The organism is Leucobacter tenebrionis, assembly GCF_019884725.1.
In the GTDB taxonomy this organism is placed as follows: domain Bacteria; phylum Actinomycetota; class Actinomycetes; order Actinomycetales; family Microbacteriaceae; genus Leucobacter; species Leucobacter tenebrionis.
In genome coordinates, this window is record NZ_CP082322.1 from 1 (window position 1) to 17,748 (window position 17,748).

The 17,748-nt window shown below is 68.1% G+C and carries 15 protein-coding genes and 1 tRNA gene; 12 read left to right on the plus strand and 4 right to left on the minus strand.

Annotated features, from left to right (window positions below):
* The 3 genes from pyk (at position 1) to KVY00_RS00015 (ending at position 2,260) form a co-directional block, all read left to right on the plus strand.
* Positions 1 to 1,470, plus strand: a complete 1,470-nt coding sequence (gene pyk / locus KVY00_RS00005) for a pyruvate kinase (protein ID WP_223043750.1) — start codon at positions 1 to 3, stop codon at positions 1,468 to 1,470.
* 26 nt (positions 1,471 to 1,496) lie between these two features.
* Positions 1,497 to 1,578, plus strand: a tRNA-Leu gene (locus tag KVY00_RS00010).
* Positions 1,579 to 1,657: 79 nt separating this feature from the next.
* A complete protein-coding gene (locus KVY00_RS00015; RefSeq protein WP_024355737.1) occupies positions 1,658 to 2,260 on the plus strand; it encodes an ANTAR domain-containing response regulator in 603 nt (200 codons plus the stop codon).
* Positions 2,261 to 2,354: 94 nt separating this feature from the next.
* Here the strand turns inward: KVY00_RS00015 and KVY00_RS00020 are convergent, their stop codons facing one another.
* Complete coding sequence (locus KVY00_RS00020; protein WP_223043751.1) at positions 2,355 to 2,795, minus strand: hotdog fold thioesterase; 441 nt, start codon at positions 2,793 to 2,795, stop codon at positions 2,355 to 2,357.
* Between the two features lie 71 nt (positions 2,796 to 2,866).
* Between KVY00_RS00020 and polA the strand changes: the two genes are divergently transcribed.
* Positions 2,867 to 5,479, plus strand: a complete 2,613-nt coding sequence (gene polA / locus KVY00_RS00025; RefSeq protein ID WP_223045108.1) for a DNA polymerase I — start codon at positions 2,867 to 2,869, stop codon at positions 5,477 to 5,479.
* A 107-nt stretch (positions 5,480 to 5,586) separates the two neighbouring features.
* On the opposite strand, the gene KVY00_RS00030 is transcribed toward polA, so the two are convergent.
* Entirely contained in the window at positions 5,587 to 6,462 is an 876-nt protein-coding gene (locus tag KVY00_RS00030; RefSeq protein WP_223043752.1) for a DNA/RNA helicase, read from the minus strand.
* 544 nt (positions 6,463 to 7,006) lie between these two features.
* Here KVY00_RS00030 and rpsA point away from each other — a divergent pair.
* Positions 7,007 to 8,452 (plus strand): 30S ribosomal protein S1, encoded by a 1,446-nt coding sequence (gene rpsA, locus KVY00_RS00035; protein WP_223043753.1) that lies wholly within the window; start codon positions 7,007 to 7,009, stop codon positions 8,450 to 8,452.
* Between the two features lie 168 nt (positions 8,453 to 8,620).
* Here rpsA and KVY00_RS00040 read toward each other — a convergent pair whose 3' ends face one another.
* On the minus strand, positions 8,621 to 9,244 hold the full coding sequence (locus KVY00_RS00040) for a DUF4126 domain-containing protein (protein WP_223043754.1): 624 nt from the start codon (positions 9,242 to 9,244) through the stop codon (positions 8,621 to 8,623).
* 50 nt (positions 9,245 to 9,294) lie between these two features.
* Here KVY00_RS00040 and coaE point away from each other — a divergent pair, with 50 nt between their 5' ends.
* Positions 9,295 to 9,903 (plus strand): dephospho-CoA kinase, encoded by a 609-nt coding sequence (gene coaE / locus KVY00_RS00045; RefSeq protein ID WP_223043755.1) that lies wholly within the window; start codon positions 9,295 to 9,297, stop codon positions 9,901 to 9,903.
* Positions 9,904 to 9,994: 91 nt separating this feature from the next.
* Here coaE and KVY00_RS00050 read toward each other — a convergent pair whose 3' ends face one another.
* Entirely contained in the window at positions 9,995 to 10,606 is a 612-nt protein-coding gene (locus KVY00_RS00050; protein WP_223043756.1) for a vitamin K epoxide reductase family protein, read from the minus strand.
* 281 nt (positions 10,607 to 10,887) lie between these two features.
* Here KVY00_RS00050 and KVY00_RS00055 point away from each other — a divergent pair, with 281 nt between their 5' ends.
* From KVY00_RS00055 to KVY00_RS00080, 6 genes are all read left to right on the plus strand, one after another.
* Positions 10,888 to 13,344 (plus strand): Rne/Rng family ribonuclease, encoded by a 2,457-nt coding sequence (locus KVY00_RS00055; protein ID WP_223043757.1) that lies wholly within the window; start codon positions 10,888 to 10,890, stop codon positions 13,342 to 13,344.
* Between the two features lie 147 nt (positions 13,345 to 13,491).
* On the plus strand, positions 13,492 to 13,800 hold the full coding sequence (gene rplU, locus KVY00_RS00060; RefSeq protein ID WP_223043758.1) for a 50S ribosomal protein L21: 309 nt from the start codon (positions 13,492 to 13,494) through the stop codon (positions 13,798 to 13,800).
* Between the two features lie 28 nt (positions 13,801 to 13,828).
* Positions 13,829 to 14,083: a 50S ribosomal protein L27 gene (gene rpmA, locus KVY00_RS00065; RefSeq protein ID WP_223043759.1), complete on the plus strand. Its 255-nt coding sequence runs from the start codon at positions 13,829 to 13,831 to the stop codon at positions 14,081 to 14,083.
* A gap of 69 nt (positions 14,084 to 14,152) precedes the next feature.
* The gene (obgE, locus tag KVY00_RS00070; RefSeq protein WP_223043760.1) at positions 14,153 to 15,658 is read left to right on the plus strand and encodes a GTPase ObgE; all 1,506 of its coding nucleotides are present in this window, start codon (positions 14,153 to 14,155) and stop codon (positions 15,656 to 15,658) included.
* Positions 15,640 to 16,461, plus strand: coding sequence for a glutamate 5-kinase (gene proB / locus KVY00_RS00075; protein ID WP_255572683.1), 822 nt, complete (start codon positions 15,640 to 15,642; stop codon positions 16,459 to 16,461). Before obgE ends, proB begins: the two co-directional genes overlap by 19 nt.
* A 4-nt stretch (positions 16,462 to 16,465) precedes the next feature.
* A complete protein-coding gene (locus KVY00_RS00080; protein ID WP_223043761.1) occupies positions 16,466 to 17,719 on the plus strand; it encodes a glutamate-5-semialdehyde dehydrogenase in 1,254 nt (417 codons plus the stop codon).
* The last annotated feature ends 29 nt before the right edge of the window (positions 17,720 to 17,748 follow it).

Consider the following 17,748-nt stretch of genomic DNA (forward strand, 5'->3'; position numbering starts at 1 on the left):
ATGCGCCACGCCAAGATCGTCGCAACCTGGGGCCCCGCGGTCTCAAGCTATGACCACACGCTCGAACTGATCCGGGCCGGCGTCAACGTCGCTCGACTCAACATGTCGCACGGCACCTACAACGTGCACGAGGGCATCTACCGCAACATCCGCCGCGCCGAGACCGAGGTCGGTCGCCCGATCGCGGTGCTCGCCGACCTGCAGGGTCCCAAGATCCGCCTCGGCAAGTTCGAGGGCGGCCCGTACCCCCTCGAGGTCGGCGACGAGTTCGCGATCACCACTCGAGACATCGTCGGTGATCGCACCATCAGCAGCACCACCCACAAGGGGCTGCCCGGCGACGTGAGCCCGGGTGATCCGCTGCTCATCGACGACGGCAAGGTGGCGCTGCGCGCCGTGCGCGTGACCGAGGACACCGTCTACACGACCGTCGAGATCCCGGGATCGGTCTCGAACAACAAGGGCATCAACCTCCCGGGTGTCGCGGTCAACGTCCCCGCGCTGTCCGACAAGGACGAGGAGGACCTGCGCTGGGCTCTGCAGCTCGGCGTCGACTACATCGCGCTCTCCTTCGTGCGCGATGCGGCCGACATCACCCGCGTGCACGAGATCATGGAGGAGGAGGGGATCCGCCTCCCGGTCATCGCGAAGATCGAGAAGCCGCAGGCCGTGGAGCACCTCGAGGAGATCGTCGACGCGTTCGACGGGATCATGGTCGCCCGCGGCGACCTCGGCGTCGAACTGCCGCTCGAGCGCGTACCGCTCGTGCAGACCGAGGCGATCGCCCTCGCCCGCCGCAATGCGAAGCCGGTGATCGTGGCGACCCAGGTGCTCGAGTCGATGATCGAGAGCCCCCGCCCCACTCGTGCGGAGGCGTCGGACTGCGCGAACGCGATCCTCGACGGGGCGGATGCCGTGATGCTCTCGGGCGAGACCAGCGTCGGCGCGTACCCCGTGCAGGCCGTCGAGACCATGGCACGCATCATCACCGCCACCGAGGATCACGCGCTCGACCGCATCGAGCCCCTCGGCAGCGCCCCTCGCACGCAGGGCGGCGCCCTCACGCTCGCCGCCTCGGAGGTCGCCGACTTCGTGGGCGCCCGGTACATCTGCGTGTTCACAGAGTCGGGCGACACGGTGCGCCGCATGTCGCGACTGCGCCGGCCGATCCCGATCATCGGTTTCACGCCGGAGGCCGGAACCCGGCGCCGTATGGAGCTCACCTGGGGCGCCCGCAGCTACGAGGTGCCGCGCGTCGGCAGCACGGACGAGATGTTCGAGCAGGTCGACCACGTGCTGCTCGAGCACTCGCGCGCGCAGATCGGCGACAAGGTCGTCATCATCGCGGGATCGCCTCCCGGGGTGGTCGGCACCACGAACACGCTCCGCATCCATCGGATCGGCGAGGCCACCGGTCAGCTGCCCGAGGCGGGCCCGCGCAAGCACGCGCGCGGCGGAGCGCCGGAGTGATCCGGTAGACTAGGCTGCTGGCCTAGGCCGGATTGGTGGAATTGGCAGACACGGCGCACTCAAAATGCGCTGCCGAAAGGTGTAAGGGTTCGAGTCCCTTATCCGGCACCGACACCCCTGATCCCTCAGGGGTGCTCCAGGCAAGTACCCCGCTATCTCCCTAGAACGCAGGAGTAAACTACTCAGCATGACTGAACAGAGCACCGCACCCGCACGACGCGTCGTGGTGGCGGAAGACGAGTCCCTGATCCGCCTCGACATCGTCGAGACGCTTCGCGACAACGGCTACGACGTCGTCGGCGAGGCCGGTGACGGCGAGGAGGCGGTTCGCCTCGTCGAGGAGCTGCGCCCCGACCTGGTGGTCATGGACGTCAAGATGCCCAAGCTCGACGGCATCTCGGCGGCGGAGCAGATCAACAAGGACCACATCGCGCCCGTGGTGCTGCTCACCGCCTTCAGCCAGCGCGAGCTCGTGGAGCGCGCGACCGAGGCCGGTGCCCTGGCCTACGTGGTGAAGCCGTTCACGCCCGCCGATCTGATCCCCGCGATCGAGATCGCGCTCTCGCGCTTCCAGCAGATCGTCGCGCTCGAGAGCGAGGTCGCCGATCTCGCCGAGCGCTTCGAGACGCGCAAGCTGGTCGACCGCGCGAAGGGGATCCTCAACGACAAGATGGGGCTGAGCGAGCCCGAGGCGTTCCGCTGGATCCAGAAGGCCTCGATGGATCGTCGCCTCACGATGCAGGACGTCGCGAAGACGATCATCGATCAGCTCGGACCGAAGAAGGACTGAGTCCGTTCCGAGTCAGCTCTCATGCGAACGCCCCGGCCTCACGGTCGGGGCGTTCGCATGTGCGGGGTGAGGCTCGACCGGGAGCCCCGACCGCTCAGCCGAACGGCTTGTAGAAGTTGGTGATGCGCACCGTCGAGCAGCGCCGCCCGTGCTCGTCGTTCACCACGATCTCGTGCACTGTGAGCGTGCGGCCGAGCTTGATCGGGGTGCAGATGCCGGTGACGAGGCCGGAGACGGCCGAGCCGGTGTGGGTCGCATTGATGTCGACGCCCACGGCGACGTACCCCTCGGGCGCGAGGAAGTTCGCGTGCATCGAGCCGAGGGTCTCGCCGAGCACCACGTATGCGCCTCCGTGCAGCAGCATGATGGGCTGCGTGTTGCCCTCGACGGGCATGGTCGCCACGGCGCGCTCACGCTCGAACTCGATGACCTCGATGCCCATCCGGTCGGCGAGGGCGCCGAGGCCGCGCTCGCGGATGTAGTCGAGGCCGGGGGCGGGCGCATGCTGAGCTGCGGCTCCGGTGGAATCGGTCATGGTGCGGCTGGTTCCTTGTCGGTGGCGGCTTGTAGGCTGGACGCGTGTCGAATACGCCTCAGCCTACCCTCATGATCATCGACGGCCACTCGCTGGCCTTCAGGGCGTTCTACGCCCTCCCCGTCGACAGTTTCCAGACCCAGACGGGGCAGCACACCAACGCCATTCACGGTTTCATCTCGATGCTCATCAACCTGCTGGGCAACGAGAACCCCGACGCGCTGGCGATCGCCTTCGATATCTCGCGCCACTCGTTCCGCACGGAGGAGTACCCCGAGTACAAGGGCACCCGCGGCGAGACGCCGCCGGAGTTCAAGGGGCAGGTGCCGCTGCTGCAGGAGGCGCTGCACGCGATGGGCATCCGCACCCTCGAGAAGGAGAACTACGAGGCCGACGACATCCTCGCGACCCTCGCCACGCGCGGCGCGGAGGCGGGGTACCGGGTGCTCGTCGTCAGCGGTGACCGCGATACGATCCAGCTCGTCGACGACCGCATCACGCTGCTCTACCCGTCGAAGCAGGGGGTGAGCGAGCTCACGCGCTACGACACCGAGAAGGTGCTCGAGCGCTACGGGGTGCGTCCCGAGCAGTATCCCGAGATCGCGGCGCTCGTGGGCGAGACGAGCGACAATCTCCCCGGTGTTCCCCGCGTCGGCGAGAAGACGGCCGTCAAATGGATCAACCAGTTCGGCTCGCTCGAGGAGATCCTCCGACGACAGGACGAGATCGGCGGCAAGGTGGGAGAGAGCCTGCGCGAGAACGCGCATCTCGCCGAGCGCAACCGCCGGCTCAACCGGCTGGTGCGCGACGTCGAGCTCGAGGTCACGCTCGACGAGCTGAAGCGGGGCGAGATCGACATGGCCGCCGTGCAGCAGGTGTTCTCGAAGCTCGAGTTCCGCACGCTGCTGCAGCGCGTGGGCAAGCTCGCGGGTGCCGAGGTGCCGACGGGGGGAGCGACGACGGTGTCGCTCGTGCCCGAGCAGCCCGAGGCGAAGAACCTCATCGACGAGGAGCTGGCCGACTGGCTCGCGAAGGCGGATCGGCCCGCGGTGCGGATCAGCGAGAGCGTCGCGGGGCTCGAGGTCGGCGTCGCGACGCCCGAGTCGTCGGTGCTGTTCCACTGGTTGCCAGGCGGGCGCGACTACGCGCTCTTCGAGCAGTGGCTCGCCTCCGACGCGCCCAAGGTGCTCTTCGACGCGAAGCAGCAGATCGCGGTCGCCGCGCGCGCGGGTGCGACGATCGGCGGTATCGACGGCGACCTCCTGCTGGCCTCCTGGCTGCTGCGCCCCCAGACCCCCGACAAGTCGATCGAGGAGGCGGTGTTCCGCTTCCTCGGCGAGCAGGTGCCCGAGGGGGACCCCAACCAGCTCGTGCCCGACGAGGGGAGCGTCGCGGATGCGGCGGCACTGGCCTGGTACATCGTGCGAGCGCACGAGGCGGCCGTCGGGCGCTTCGAGTCGCGCACCATCGAGATCTACCGCGAGATCGAGCTGCCGCTCGTTCCGGTCCTCGCGGCTCTCGAGCAGCGCGGCGTGCAGATCGACCTGCCGCTGCTCGAAGCCCACGATGCCGAGCTGAAGGAGCGGGTGAGCGATCTGCAGCAGCGGGCGTTCGACGCGATCGGGCGGGAAGTCAACCTGTCGTCGCCGAAGCAGCTGCAGGAGGTGCTGTTCGAGCAGCTCGACATGCCGAAGACGCGCAAGACCAAGAGCGGGTACACCACCGACGCGGCCGCGCTCGTCGACCTGCAGGCGAAGAACCCTCACCCCTTCCTCGACGCGCTTCTCGCGCACCGCGACGCGAACAAGCTGCGGCAGATGGTCGAGACGCTCATCAAGGCGGTGGAGGACGACGGGCGGATCCGCACCACGTTCGTGCAGATCGGCTCGAGCACGGGCCGACTCGCGTCGACCGACCCCAACCTGCAGAACATCCCGGTGCGCTCCGAGGAGGGGCGGCGGATCCGCGAGGGATTCATCCACGCCGCGCAGTACGAGACGCTGATGACCGCCGACTACTCCCAGATCGAGATGCGGATCATGGCGCACCTCTCGGGCGACGAGGGGCTCATCCAGGCCTTCAACGAGGGGGAGGATCTGCACCGATTCGTCGGTTCGCGGATCTTCGGCGTGCCCCCGGAGGAGGTCACGAGCGAGATGCGGTCGAAGGTGAAGGCCATGTCGTACGGCCTCGCATACGGGCTTTCGGCGTTCGGTCTCTCGAAGCAGCTCGGCATCTCGGCGGCAGAGGCGAAGCAGCTCATGTCCGACTACTTCGAGCGGTTCGGCGGCGTGCGTGACTACCTGCGTTCCGTGGTGGACCAGGCGAAGCGCGACACCTTCACCGAGACGATCTTCGGCCGCCGCCGGCCCTTCCCGGATCTGGCGAGCCCCAACCGCATCCTGCGCGAGAACGCGGAGCGGGCCGCGCTGAACGCGCCCATCCAGGGCTCTGCGGCCGACATCATCAAGCGCGCCATGATCAAGGTCGAGGGGCGCATGGCGGGCATGCAGTCGCGCATGCTGCTGCAGATCCACGACGAGCTCATGTTCGAGGTCGCCGAGGGGGAGTGGGACGCCCTGGAGGCCATCGTGCGCGAGGAGATGGCGGGCGCGGCGGAGCTGTCGGTGCCCCTCGAGGTGCAGGTAGGCCGCGGAGCGAACTGGAACGCCGCCGCGCACTAGCAGTGCGGTTGCGGCGCCGGCGCGTGCTGCCGCGCACCGGGCTGCCATGCACTGGTGCTGCCGGGCACCGGGGCTTCTGCGCGCTACGGCCGTGTTCAGGGAGGAGATCATTTTTCACGCGGGTTCTTTCCGTGTTGAGGCCCGTTTGGAAGACGATCTCCTCCTTGAACGACGGGGCGGCCCTGGGAGAGGAGCCGCATGATCGCATCCTGGACCTCGGGCCAGCACTCGAGCACCTGACGGTATCCGGCGCGGATGCGACCGAGTCCGTTGATCGACAGCTCCCAGTCCTGCGCGTTGTCGAGATCGCGCTGCCTTCCGGTGTGCGTCGCCCCGTCGATCTCCAGGATCAGCCACCCCTCGATCAGGAAATCGCGTCGATGCTCATGCAGGTACGCCTGAACGACGAAGCGCAGCCCGAGCGCCCGGAGACGTGTACCGACGTAGCTTTCGAGCCCTGAATCCGAGAACGGAGTGACGGACTGCAGGATCTCCTTCGCTCTCCCGACATACGGATAGCGCCGCAGCGCGGTAAGGGTGACGAGCCGCTTGTTGAGCGCGGACTCCCAGATGGCGATGGCCTCCTCCGGAGGTTGGCAGTACGCGATGTAGTTCAGCGCGTTCTCGAGCGGGTCGAGCAGAGTCTGGGGCTCGCGGCGTCGAACCGGAGCTCGCCAGTGCACCTTGGCGGTGGTCTGCGGGTGGGCGTGCGGCGAACGCGCTGCGAAGTGCGGCTCGGGCTGCTCGAGGAGCCACAGGCCGAGACGACGGGTGACGGAGACGCAGCTCAGGATCGTGCCCTCGGAGGCCGCCTGCAGGAGCTCGGGATCGCTCCCGGGCAGGGCGATCCAACCGCGTTGCGGTCTGATCACCGCGCCCGACGAGAGCGCGGTGGCGATCCGGTGCGACGTGAATCCCGCTGCTCGGAGCCGGCGGACGTGCAGGATCCCTCCGGGGTCCCGCAGCAGTTGAGTCAGGTGCATGATTCGATGGTGAGGCCGATCCCGACCCGCGATGCGCGATCCGCGACAAAATGGGGATAACTCGAGGCGGAATCGTCGATCGGCGGATTGTGAGCGAAGTACGGTTGGCCGTGCGCGGCACATGGTCGGCCGTGCGCGGCATCTGAGGAGGAGATCCTTCCCTGAGCGGGAGATCGCCGGCGGATTGGCCCGCGTGGATGCGGATCTCCTACTTGGAATGGGTCCGGGTGCTGCTTGGGGAGGCCGGGTGGCGCTTGGAAGGGCCGGGGCCCAGCGTGGAGCGGGCAGGGTGTTGCTTGGAGTGGGCCGGGACGCTGCTTGGAGCGGGCAAGGGTCCTGCATGACTGGGGCAGAGCGCTGCCTGACGAGACCGGGGGCGCCGTGCACTTGATCCCGGGCGTGTCCTCGCGATAAGATCGAGTGTCACTTTTCTGTGGCGACTCAACCATGTCCACACGTGGGTGTGCCTCGCGGGTCCGTCGGATCCGGCTGATCTTTCAGCGCGTGCCCGCCTGAATCCCTGTCCATTCTGGAGACCATTTACATGACGAACGCAACGACCGAAAGCAAGCAGGTCGCGATCAACGACATCGGATCCGCCGATGACTTCCTTGCAGCGGTCGAACTGACCATCAAGTCCTTCAACGACGGCGACCTCATCGAGGGCACCGTCGTGAAGATCGACCGCGACGAGGTGCTCCTCGACGTCGGGTTCAAGACCGAGGGCGTCATCCCCTCGCGCGAGCTGTCCATCAAGCACGACGTGAACCCCGATGAGGTCGTTCAGGTCGGCGATCCCGTCGAGGCGCTCGTGCTCCAGAAGGAGGACAAGGAAGGTCGCCTCATCCTGTCCAAGAAGCGTGCTCAGTACGAGCGCGCCTGGGGCGATGTGGAGAAGATCAAGGAGACCGAGGGCGTCGTCACCGGCACCGTCATCGAGGTCGTCAAGGGCGGCCTGATCGTCGACATCGGGCTCCGCGGCTTCCTCCCCGCCTCGCTCATCGAGCTGCGCCGCGTGCGCGACCTGACCCCGTACCTGGGTCAGGAGATCGAGGCCAAGATCCTCGAGCTCGACAAGAACCGCAACAACGTGGTGCTCTCGCGTCGCGCCCTCCTCGAGGAGACGCAGTCGGCCACCCGTTCGTCGTTCCTCGCCGAGCTCAAGCCCGGCCAGGTGCGCAAGGGCGTCATCTCGTCGATCGTCAACTTCGGCGCGTTCGTCGACCTGGGCGGCGTCGACGGCCTCGTGCACGTCTCCGAGCTCTCGTGGAAGCACATCGAGCACGCCTCCGACGTGGTCGAGGTCGGCCAGGAGGTCACCGTCGAGGTGCTCTCCGTCGAGCTCGATCGCGAGCGCGTCTCGCTGTCGCTCAAGGCGACCCAGGAGGACCCGTGGCAGGTCTTCGCCCGCACCCACGCGATCGGCCAGATCGCTCCGGGCGTCGTCACCAAGCTCGTGCCCTTCGGCGCATTCGTGCGTGTCGCGGACGGCATCGAGGGCCTCGTGCACATCTCCGAGCTGTCGGGCCAGCACGTCGAGCTCGCCGAGCAGGTCGTGTCGGCCGGCCAGGAGGTCTTCGTCAAGATCATCGACATCGATCTCGATCGTCGCCGCATCTCGCTCAGCCTCAAGCAGGCCAACGAGGGCGTGGATCCCGAGGGCACCGAGTTCGATCCGGCTCTGTACGGCATGACCACGGAGTACGACGAGAACGGCGAGTACAAGTACCCCGAGGGCTTCGATCCCGAGACCCAGGAGTGGAAGGAAGGCTTCGAGGCTCAGCGCGAGAAGTGGGAGCAGGAGTACGCTGCTGCCCAGGAGCGCTGGGAAGCTCACAAGAAGCAGGTCGCCGCTTCGCTCAACGAGGTCGCTCCCGCTCCGGCCGCGGACAACGCCTCCTCGAGCTTCTCGAGCGATTCGTCCTCGACCGGTGCGCTGGCCGACGACGCCGCGCTCGCCGCGCTGAAGGCTCAGCTCGAGGGCAACTGACACTCGCGGAGCCGCTTGCGGTGAATGCACGAAGGCCCGGTCCCCGTTTCGGGGGCCGGGCCTTCGGCGTTTCGGGGTGCGGGCGGCAGCATCTCACGAGGGGTCGAAAACGGCTCGGAACAGGCTGCCGGAGAGCCGGCCTCTCGCCGAAGCGGCCCGGGATTCGGATCAGGCCGGGGGAGCCGCCACGCCCGCGGCCCCGGCACGCTGCTCGCGGCGGCGCAGCCGGGCGCGCCTGAGGCGTCGGACGAGCAGCACGATGATGGCGATGAGCAGCACGATCGCGAGAACGGGCACGACCACGGCGAGAAGCGTGAGCACGAGTGCGCCGAGATCCTCGAGGAAACTCGTCGCCGCGGCGCCGGCCCCACCGGTGAGCGCGTTGATCACGGGTCGCGCGACGGCTTTCAGCAGGTGCGGCACGAGAGCGATGGCGATGCCGAGCACGAAGGGCCAGAACTGCGCCGACGCCACGAACCCGGCGGGATCGGAGATCGCGACGGTCTCGCTCGACGACCCCGCCGCGAAGACCATCCCGCCTGAGGCCGGGCGCACCACGGTCTGAAGCACGTCGTTGACGGTATCGAGCACCGGGAACTTGTCGACGAGCACCTCGACGGCGAGCAGCACGCCGATGATGCCGAGACTCCAGCCGTTCTCGAGCCACGCCCACGCATCGGGGAGCTGCACGAGCCCCGTGAATCTCGACAGCAGCCCGAGGCCCAGCAGCGGGATATAGGCGTTCAGACCGGCCGAGGCCGCGAGCGTGATCCCGGTGATGAGTTCGAGCATGGGGCCAGCATAACCGCACGCAACGTCTTCCTGCCGGTAGTGTGAGGAGCATGAAGCTCATCGCGTTGACGGGTGGTATCGCATCGGGCAAATCGACGATCGGGCGGCGCCTCGCAGCTCTGGGGGCGGTGCGGATCGACGCGGATCAGCTGGCCCGAGACGCGGTGGCACTCGGATCAAAGGGCCTGGCGAGGGTGGTCGAACGCTTCGGGTCTGGGATTCTGGATCCCGAGGGAGGGCTGGATCGCGCCGCACTGGGACGGATCGTGTTCGGGGATGCCGATGCCCTTGCAGAGCTGAACGCCATCGTTCACCCCGAGGTGCGCCGTATCTTCACGGCTCGAGTCGCCGAGGCCGAGGCGGCGGACCCGGAGGCCGCTGTCGTCTACGAGGTGCCCCTGCTCGTGGAAGGCGGGGCTGCCGCTCGCGAGGGTGTGGACCTCGTGGTGGTGGCGGATGCGCCGGTCGAGCAGCGGGTCGCGCGCCTGATGGAGTTGCGGGGCATGAGCGAGGGGGATGCCCGCGCACGCATCGCCAACCAGGCGAGCGACGAGGAGCGGCGAGCGATCGCGGATCGGATCATCGACACGTCGGGCAGCGAGGACGAGACGATCGCCCAGGTGGATCGGCTCTGGGCCGATCTGCACGGCGCGGGCTGAGAGTCGAAGCGCCGGGTCGGGAGCGCGGTTCTGCGCCTCAGCGCTCCTCAGCGGGGCAGAGGGGGAGGATCGCCCTCCGCGGTCCGAGCGGTCAGGCGCGGGCGAACTCCGCGAGCCAGTCGAGCTGCAGCTGCGCGATGAACGCGATCAGCACATAGCAGAGCAGCACGATCACCCAGGTCCAGGAGTAGAGGCGCTGGAAGAGATCCCTGCTCTTCCGGCTCAGCGGCACGTCGCCCGCGGCGTAGGGTCGGAACGCAGTGACCCACCACAGCGGGATCATCACGGTCCAGACCACCATGCACCAGGGGCAGAGGGTGCCGAGCACGAACACGCTCTGCGAGAACAGCCAGACGACGAACGCGAAGCCCGCGAGCAGCCCCAGCTGGTAGACCCGCCAGAACCACGGGGAGAAGCGCGCGCCCGCGAGCAGGGCCGCCCCGACGATGATCGGCGCCATGAACGCCGATACGCCGATGATCGTGTTGCTGAACCCGAGCAGCGATCCCTGCCACGAACCCATGTTGGGGCCGCAGGTGACGAGCACGCTCACCGCGCAGTTCGGCACGTAGTCGGGGTTTGCGAGGGTCTTCATGTACTCGGTGAGCAACTCGAACGAGGCGAACCAGCCGATAGCGCCGGCGATGATGGAGAAGACTGCGAAGGCGACCGGACGCGACGCGACGCGGGACTCGGAACTCATGGGGCGATCCTATCTCGCGGTACCTGCGAGGACGCGTGCAGAGGGCGACGATCCGAGAGACACGTCCTCAGTCGACTCCGTGACATAATGGAGAGCGTTGCGAAACGCCGAGAAGGCGTATCGCACGAACAGTCTTTTGGTGGCTGAGAGGCCGTCACCGGTCGAAGACCGACCGAGCGCGAGTGCGCGGCATTCGCGGAGAACAGGATTTGCGGATCACACCGCACCAATAGGGTTTCCGGCGAGAACGAGTTTCTCCCCGGGTAGAGGAGACACCAGCAATGGTGAAGAACACAACAGAAGAACACCACGAAGACGCAGTAGACGAGGAGAACGCCGGCCTCGACGAACAGGCGCCGACCGAGCAGGCGTCGACCGAGCAGGCGTCGACCGAACAGGTGCCGACCGAACCGGAGGCGAAGGCGGACGAGCCCGAGACGGCCGACGGCAAGAGCGCCTCTGAGGCTCCGAACCTGCTGCTCCCGCTCGCTGACATGACGCCCGAGGAGCGCTTCCGCGCCACCACGCGCCTCATCTTCCTCGCACCCGACGTGCCTCCGGTGCAGCCCCGCCCGCGCCGCATCGAGTGGCGGCGGAACGAGCCCCTCCAGCGACAGGGGGAGCGGCACCAGGGCGAGCTGAGCCAGCTCGACGACCTGCTCGATCAGCAGTTCCAGCGCGACGACGAGCCGGAGCGCGACGGCGGGTCTCGGCGCACGCGCCGCCGGTCGGGCGAGCGGGAGAACGGCTCGGACGACGAGTCGAGTCGTCGCCGCGAGCGCCAGGCCCCGGTCGTCACCGAGCCGCAGAAGGTCAAGGGATCCACCCGCCTCGAGGCGAAGAAGCAGCGGCGGCGCGACGGACGCGATGCCGGCCGCAGGCGCATGGTCATCACGGAGTCCGAGTTCCTCGCCCGTCGGGAGTCCGTGGATCGCGAGATGATCGTGCGCACCACCGCGGATCGCGTGCAGATCGGCGTGCTGGAGGACAAGGTGCTGGTCGAGCACTACGTTGCACGCTCGAGCGAGTCCTCGCTCATCGGCAACGTCTACCTCGGTCGAGTGCAGAACGTGCTGCCCAGCATGGAGGCGGCGTTCGTCGACATCGGGCGCGGCCGCAACGCGGTGCTCTACTCGGGCGAGGTGGACTGGTCGGAGTTCGAGGGCGGCAACACCGCTCGCCGCATCGAGAACGCGTTGAAGCCCGGCGATCAGGTGCTGGTGCAGGTCACGAAGGATCCGGTCGGGCACAAGGGCGCGCGACTCACGAGTCAGATCTCGCTTCCCGGGCGCTTCCTGGTCTACGTGCCGGGCGGCGCGATGAACGGGATCTCCCGCAAACTCCCCGACACCGAGCGCGCGCGTCTCAAGAAGATCCTCAAGGAGGTGCTGCCGAGCGGCGCCGGCGTGATCGTGCGCACGGCCGCGGAGGGGGCGAGCGAGGATCAGCTGACCCACGACGTCCAGCGGCTGACCCGGCAGTGGGAGTCGATCCGCAGCCGCGTCGAGAAGGGCGGCGGGCCGGTGCTGCTGCATTCCGAGCCCGACATGCTCATCAAGATCGTGCGCGATGTCTTCAACGAGGATTTCCACCGTCTGCGCATCGCTGGTGACGACACCTACGCGACCATCGAGAACTACCTCTCGCAGGTCGCCCCCGACCTGCTGCAGCGCGTCGAGCGCTACGAGGGCGAGCGCGACATCTTCGACGAGTTCCGCGTCACCGAGCAGATCGCGAAGGCGCTCGACCGCAAGGTGTGGCTGCCCTCGGGCGGTTCGCTCGTGATCGACCGCACCGAGGCGATGACCGTCGTCGACGTGAACACCGGCAAGTTCGTGGGGTCGGGCGGCAATCTCGAGGAGACCGTCACGAAGAACAACCTCGAGGCCGCCGAGGAGATCGTGCGTCAGCTGCGGCTGCGCGACATCGGCGGGATCATCGTGGTCGACTTCATCGACATGGTGCTCGAGTCGAACCGCGATCTGGTGCTGCGGCGCCTCGTGGAGTGCCTGAGTCGAGACCGTACGAAGCACCAGGTCGCGGAGGTCACCTCGCTCGGCCTCGTGCAGATGACCCGCAAGAAGCTGGGTCTCGGCCTGCTCGAATCGTTCAGCGAGCCCTGCGAGGTCTGCGCCGGGCGCGGCGTGATCGTGCACCACGAACCCGTCGCGAAGCACCGCAGCGAGGGGGCTCCCCGCAACTCCAAGCGGAGCAAGGGCGCGCAGTCCCACTCGAACCAGCACGACGCCAAGAATCAGACGCACGCGATCACCGACGGTGCGAAGAACATGCTCGCCCAGGTGGCCGCGTCCACGATTCAGGGTTCGAAGGCCGCGGATCGCGCCGAGAACGGCGGTGAGGGCGAGGCCGTCGAGTCTGCCGCTCCGCAGCGATCCGCGAGAGACGGACGTGAGCGCCGGGCCCCGCGGGAGTCCTCGGATCTCACGGGCCGGGTGTCGTCGCGGGGGGCCCGCGAGCAGGCCGGGAGGGAGCCGGCGGATTCCGGGGCCTCGGCCGCCGGCGGCACGCTGCTCGATTCCGTGCTCGACGCCCTGCCCGAGGCACCGAGCGCCGGCACCGGCCGTGCTCGGAATCGTCGTGTCTCGACGGCTCCGCTGCGCGGAGGGATCGAGAAGCCCGTCGCGTCGAAGGACGACGACGCGGTGAAATCTGCCCAGCGGGTGCTCGCGGAGGCGCTCGACGCCACCGCGCGCCGGAAGGGTGCGGGGCAGGAGTGACACGCTGCGCGGCCTATTTGACCGCGCGGGGTAGTTCAAGATATTATTGAGCGTTGGTGTCACCCGATGGGTGACGACACCTCAGACTTCGAAGGCGGCGCGGCTGCGCTTCGACACGGAAGAAAATCCTCAAGAAAAGGGTGACAAGTGGTTTACGCAGTAGTGCGCGCAAGCGGCCGTCAGGAGAAGGTCGAGGTTGGCTCGATCATCACTGTGAATCGTGTGGCGGGCGACGCCGAGGGCAAGCTCGAGCTTCCCGCAGTGCTCCTCGTTGATGGCGACAAGGTGACGACCGATGCCTCGGCTCTCGCCAAGGTGAAGGTGACCGCAGAGGTGCTCAACGACCTTCGCGGCCCGAAGATCGTCATCCAGCGTTACAAGAACAAGACCGGTTACAAGAGCCGCCAGGGTCACCGTCAGGACCTGACCCGCCTCAAGGTCACCGGCATCAAGTAACCGCGTATCACTGAAGGAGTAGAGACTCATGGCACATAAGAAGGGCGCAAGCTCGACCCGCAACGGTCGCGATTCGAACCCCCAGTACCTCGGTGTGAAGCGCTTCGGCGGCCAGCAGGTCGGCGCGGGCGAGATCATCGTCCGCCAGCGCGGCACCAAGTTCCACCCCGGTGCGAACGTCGGTCGCGGCGGCGACGACACCCTGTTCGCACTGGCGGCCGGCGCGGTCGAGTTCGGTGTGAAGGGCGGCCGCAAGGTCGTCAACATTGTGGCTGCTGCCTAAGTTTCAGGCACACAACGGCGAGGCGGGCTTCGGCTCGCCTTTTGCCGTATCTAGCGAGGGAATTCGAGTATGGTGACGTTCGTCGATCGGGTGCAGGTGCACCTCCAGGCCGGGCGCGGCGGCAACGGCTGCGTGTCGGTTCGACGGGAGAAGTTCAAGCCGCTCGCGGGGCCTGACGGCGGCGCCGGCGGGCACGGCGGCGACATCGTGATCGTCGCCGACCCCCAGGTGACCACCCTGCTCGAGTACCATCGCCGCCCGCACCGCACCGCTGAGAACGGCGGCTACGGCGCAGGCGGGTACCGCGAGGGCACGCACGGCGCGGAGCTGGTGCTGCCGGTGCCCGTCGGCACGGTGGTGAAGGACGAGGCGGGGGAGACCCTCGTCGACCTCACCGAGCCCGGCACCCGCTTTGTCGCCGCCAAGGGCGGTATCGGGGGCCTCGGCAACAACCAGCTCGCGAGCGCCAAGCGCAAGGCGCCCGGCTTCGCGCTGCTCGGCACCGAGGGCAAGAGCTGCACCGTGACCCTCGAGCTGAAGACCATCGCCGACGTGGCGCTCGTCGGCTACCCCTCCGCCGGCAAGTCGAGCCTCATCGCCGCGATGAGCGCGGCGCGGCCGAAGATCGCCGACTACCCCTTCACCACGCTGCACCCGAATCTGGGCGTCGTGCAGGTCGCCGACCATCGCTTCACGGTGGCCGACGTGCCCGGCCTGATCGAGGGCGCGAGCGAGGGCAGAGGGCTCGGGCTCGACTTCCTCCGCCACGTCGAGCGCTGCAGCGCACTGCTGCACGTGCTCGACTGCGCCACGCTCGAGCCCGGCCGCGATCCGCTCTCCGATCTCGAGGTGATCCGGGCGGAGCTCGCCGCGTACTCCGTGCCCGAGGGGCAGGTTCCGCTGCTGGAGCGGCCCCAGCTCGTCGCGCTCAACAAGATCGACGTGCCCGAGGCCAGGGAGCTGGCCGACTTCGTGCGACCCGAGCTCGAGGCTCAGGGCTATCGCGTGTTCGAGATCTCCACCGTGTCGCACGAGGGCCTGCGCGAGTTGAGCTTCGCGCTCGCCGAGCTGGTCGAGGCTGCGCGGGATCGCGAGCTCGCCGAGGCCGAGCAGCACCCCCGCATCGTGCTGCAGCCGAAGGCGGTCGACGACGGCGGTTTCCGCGTGGTCACCGAGGGCGGCAGTTACGGCACCATCTACCGCATCCTCGGCGTCAAGCCCGAGCGCTGGGTCGAGCAGACCGACTTCACGAACGACGAGGCCGTCGGCTACCTGGCCGATCGACTGCAGAAGCTCGGCATCGAGGATGCGCTGGTGAAGGCGGGCGCGACCGCGGGTTCGACCGTGGTGATCGGACCGGGATCCGGCGTGGTCTTCGACTGGGAGCCGACCGTCACGAGCGCAGCCGAGGTGCAGATGGGGTCGCGCGGCACCGACCTGCGCGTCGATCAGAACGAGCGTCGCACCAACAAGCAGCGCCGGGTCGAGTACCACGGCCTCATGGACGCGAAGGCCGAAGCGCGCGCCGAGCTACAGCGCGAGCGCGAGGCGGGGATGTGGGAGAGCGAGTCGTGACCTCCGAGGTGCTCACGACCGGCGAGGGGCTGCTCAGCGCGCGCCGCGTCGTGGTGAAGGTGGGATCCTCGTCCGTCAGCGGCGACAACGCGACGCAGATCCCGCATCTGGTCTCGTGCCTCGCCAGGCTCTACAAGGCCGGGGCGCAGGTGATCCTCGTCTCCAGCGGCGCGATCGCGACCGGTGTGCCCTTCCTGCGCCTCGAGGAGCGGCCCGAGGATCTCGCGACCCAGCAGGCGGCGGCGGCGGTCGGTCAGAACATCCTCGTGAACCGCTATCAGCGGGCGCTGACGGCGCACGAGATCATCGCGGGCCAGGTGCTGCTCACTGCGCACGACATGGAGAATCCCACGCACCGGGGCAACGCCCGGCGCTCGATCGAGCGGTTGCTGCAGCTCGGGATCCTCCCTATCATCAACGAGAACGACACCGTGGCGACCCACGAGATCCGCTTCGGCGACAACGATCGGCTCGCGGCTCTCGTGGCGCGGCTCGTGGGCGCCGATCGGCTCGTACTGCTCTCCGACGTGGATGCCCTGTACACGGCGCCGCCGATGATGGCGGGCGCCGAGCGCATCGAGTACGTGCCCTACGGCGATCCGCTCGATGGGATCGAGATCGGCGAATCGCAGTCGGGCTGGGGCACCGGCGGCGCCGCCACGAAGGTGCAGGCCGCGCGCCTCGCCGCGGACGCGGGCACGGCGGTGCTGCTCACCGAGACGAAGCTGCTCTCGGCGGTGCTCGACGGCGAACGGTACGGCACTCATTTCGGGGCGAAGGACCTCGGTGAATCGGTAGGCTAGGGGCATGTCCCAGGCTGATCCCCTTCTGCACAAGCTCGAGCTCGCCCGCGCCGCCTCGAAGCGACTCGCGACCGTCACCACCACCCAGAAGAACGCGGCGCTCGAGGCCATCGCCGTCGAGCTCGAGAACGGCGTCGACGAGGTCGTCGCCGCGAACGCGAAGGACCTGGAGCGCGGTGTCGAGAACGGCATCGGAGAGGGACTGCTGGATCGCCTTCGTCTCGACGAGGAGCGTCTGCGCGGCCTCGCCGCCGCCGTGCGCGAGGTGATCGCGCTGCCCGATCCCGTCGGCCAGGTGGTACGGGGGAGCACCCTCGCGAACGGCATCGCGATCAGCCAGGTGCGCGTGCCCTTCGGCGTCGTCGGCGCCATCTACGAGGCCCGGCCGAACGTCACGGTCGATATCGCGGCCCTCGCCCTCAAGAGCGGCAACGGTGCGGTGCTGCGCGGCGGAAGCGCCGCCGAGCACTCGAACCGCGTGCTCGTCTCGCTGATCCAGCGCGCCATCAGCCGCGCCGGCCTCGACGGCGACGCGGTGCAGACCATCGACGAGTTCGGTCGCGAGGGCGCCTCGCGCCTGATGCGGGCCCGCGGATACATCGACGTGCTGATCCCGCGCGGCAGCGCCGGCCTGATCTCGACCGTGGTCAACGAATCGACCGTGCCCGTCATCGAGACGGGGTCGGGGATCGTGCACGTGTACGTCGATGCGAGCGCCGACGAGGAGATGGCCGTGTCGGTCGTCAAGAACGCGAAGACGCACCGTCCCAGTGTGTGCAACGCCGCCGAAACGCTGCTCGTGCATCGCGATGCGGCCGAGCGCCTACTGCCGAGGCTCGCGGGTGAGCTCATCGGCGCGGGTGTCGAGCTGAGCGGCGATGAGGCCGCGCGTTCCGCAGTCGCGGGCGTGCTCGCCGCCGACGAAGAGACCTGGGCGACGGAGCACCACGCGCTCGAGATGGGCGTGAAGGTGGTCGATTCGCTCGACGAGGCGCTCGCGCACATCGAACGGTACTCGACACGACACACGGAAGCGATCGTCACGCAGGACTACGCGAACGCCGAGCGCTTCCTCGCCGAGGTCGATTCGGCCGTGGTGATGGTGAACGCCTCGACCCGATTCACCGACGGGGGCGAGTTCGGCTTCGGTGCCGAGGTCGGCATCTCGACCCAGAAGCTGCACGCACGAGGCCCCATGGGGCTGCCCGAGCTCACGAGCACGAAGTGGCTCGTGCGGGGCGCCGGTCAGATTCGCTGATCAAACCCGATACACTGGGTGTCAACTTC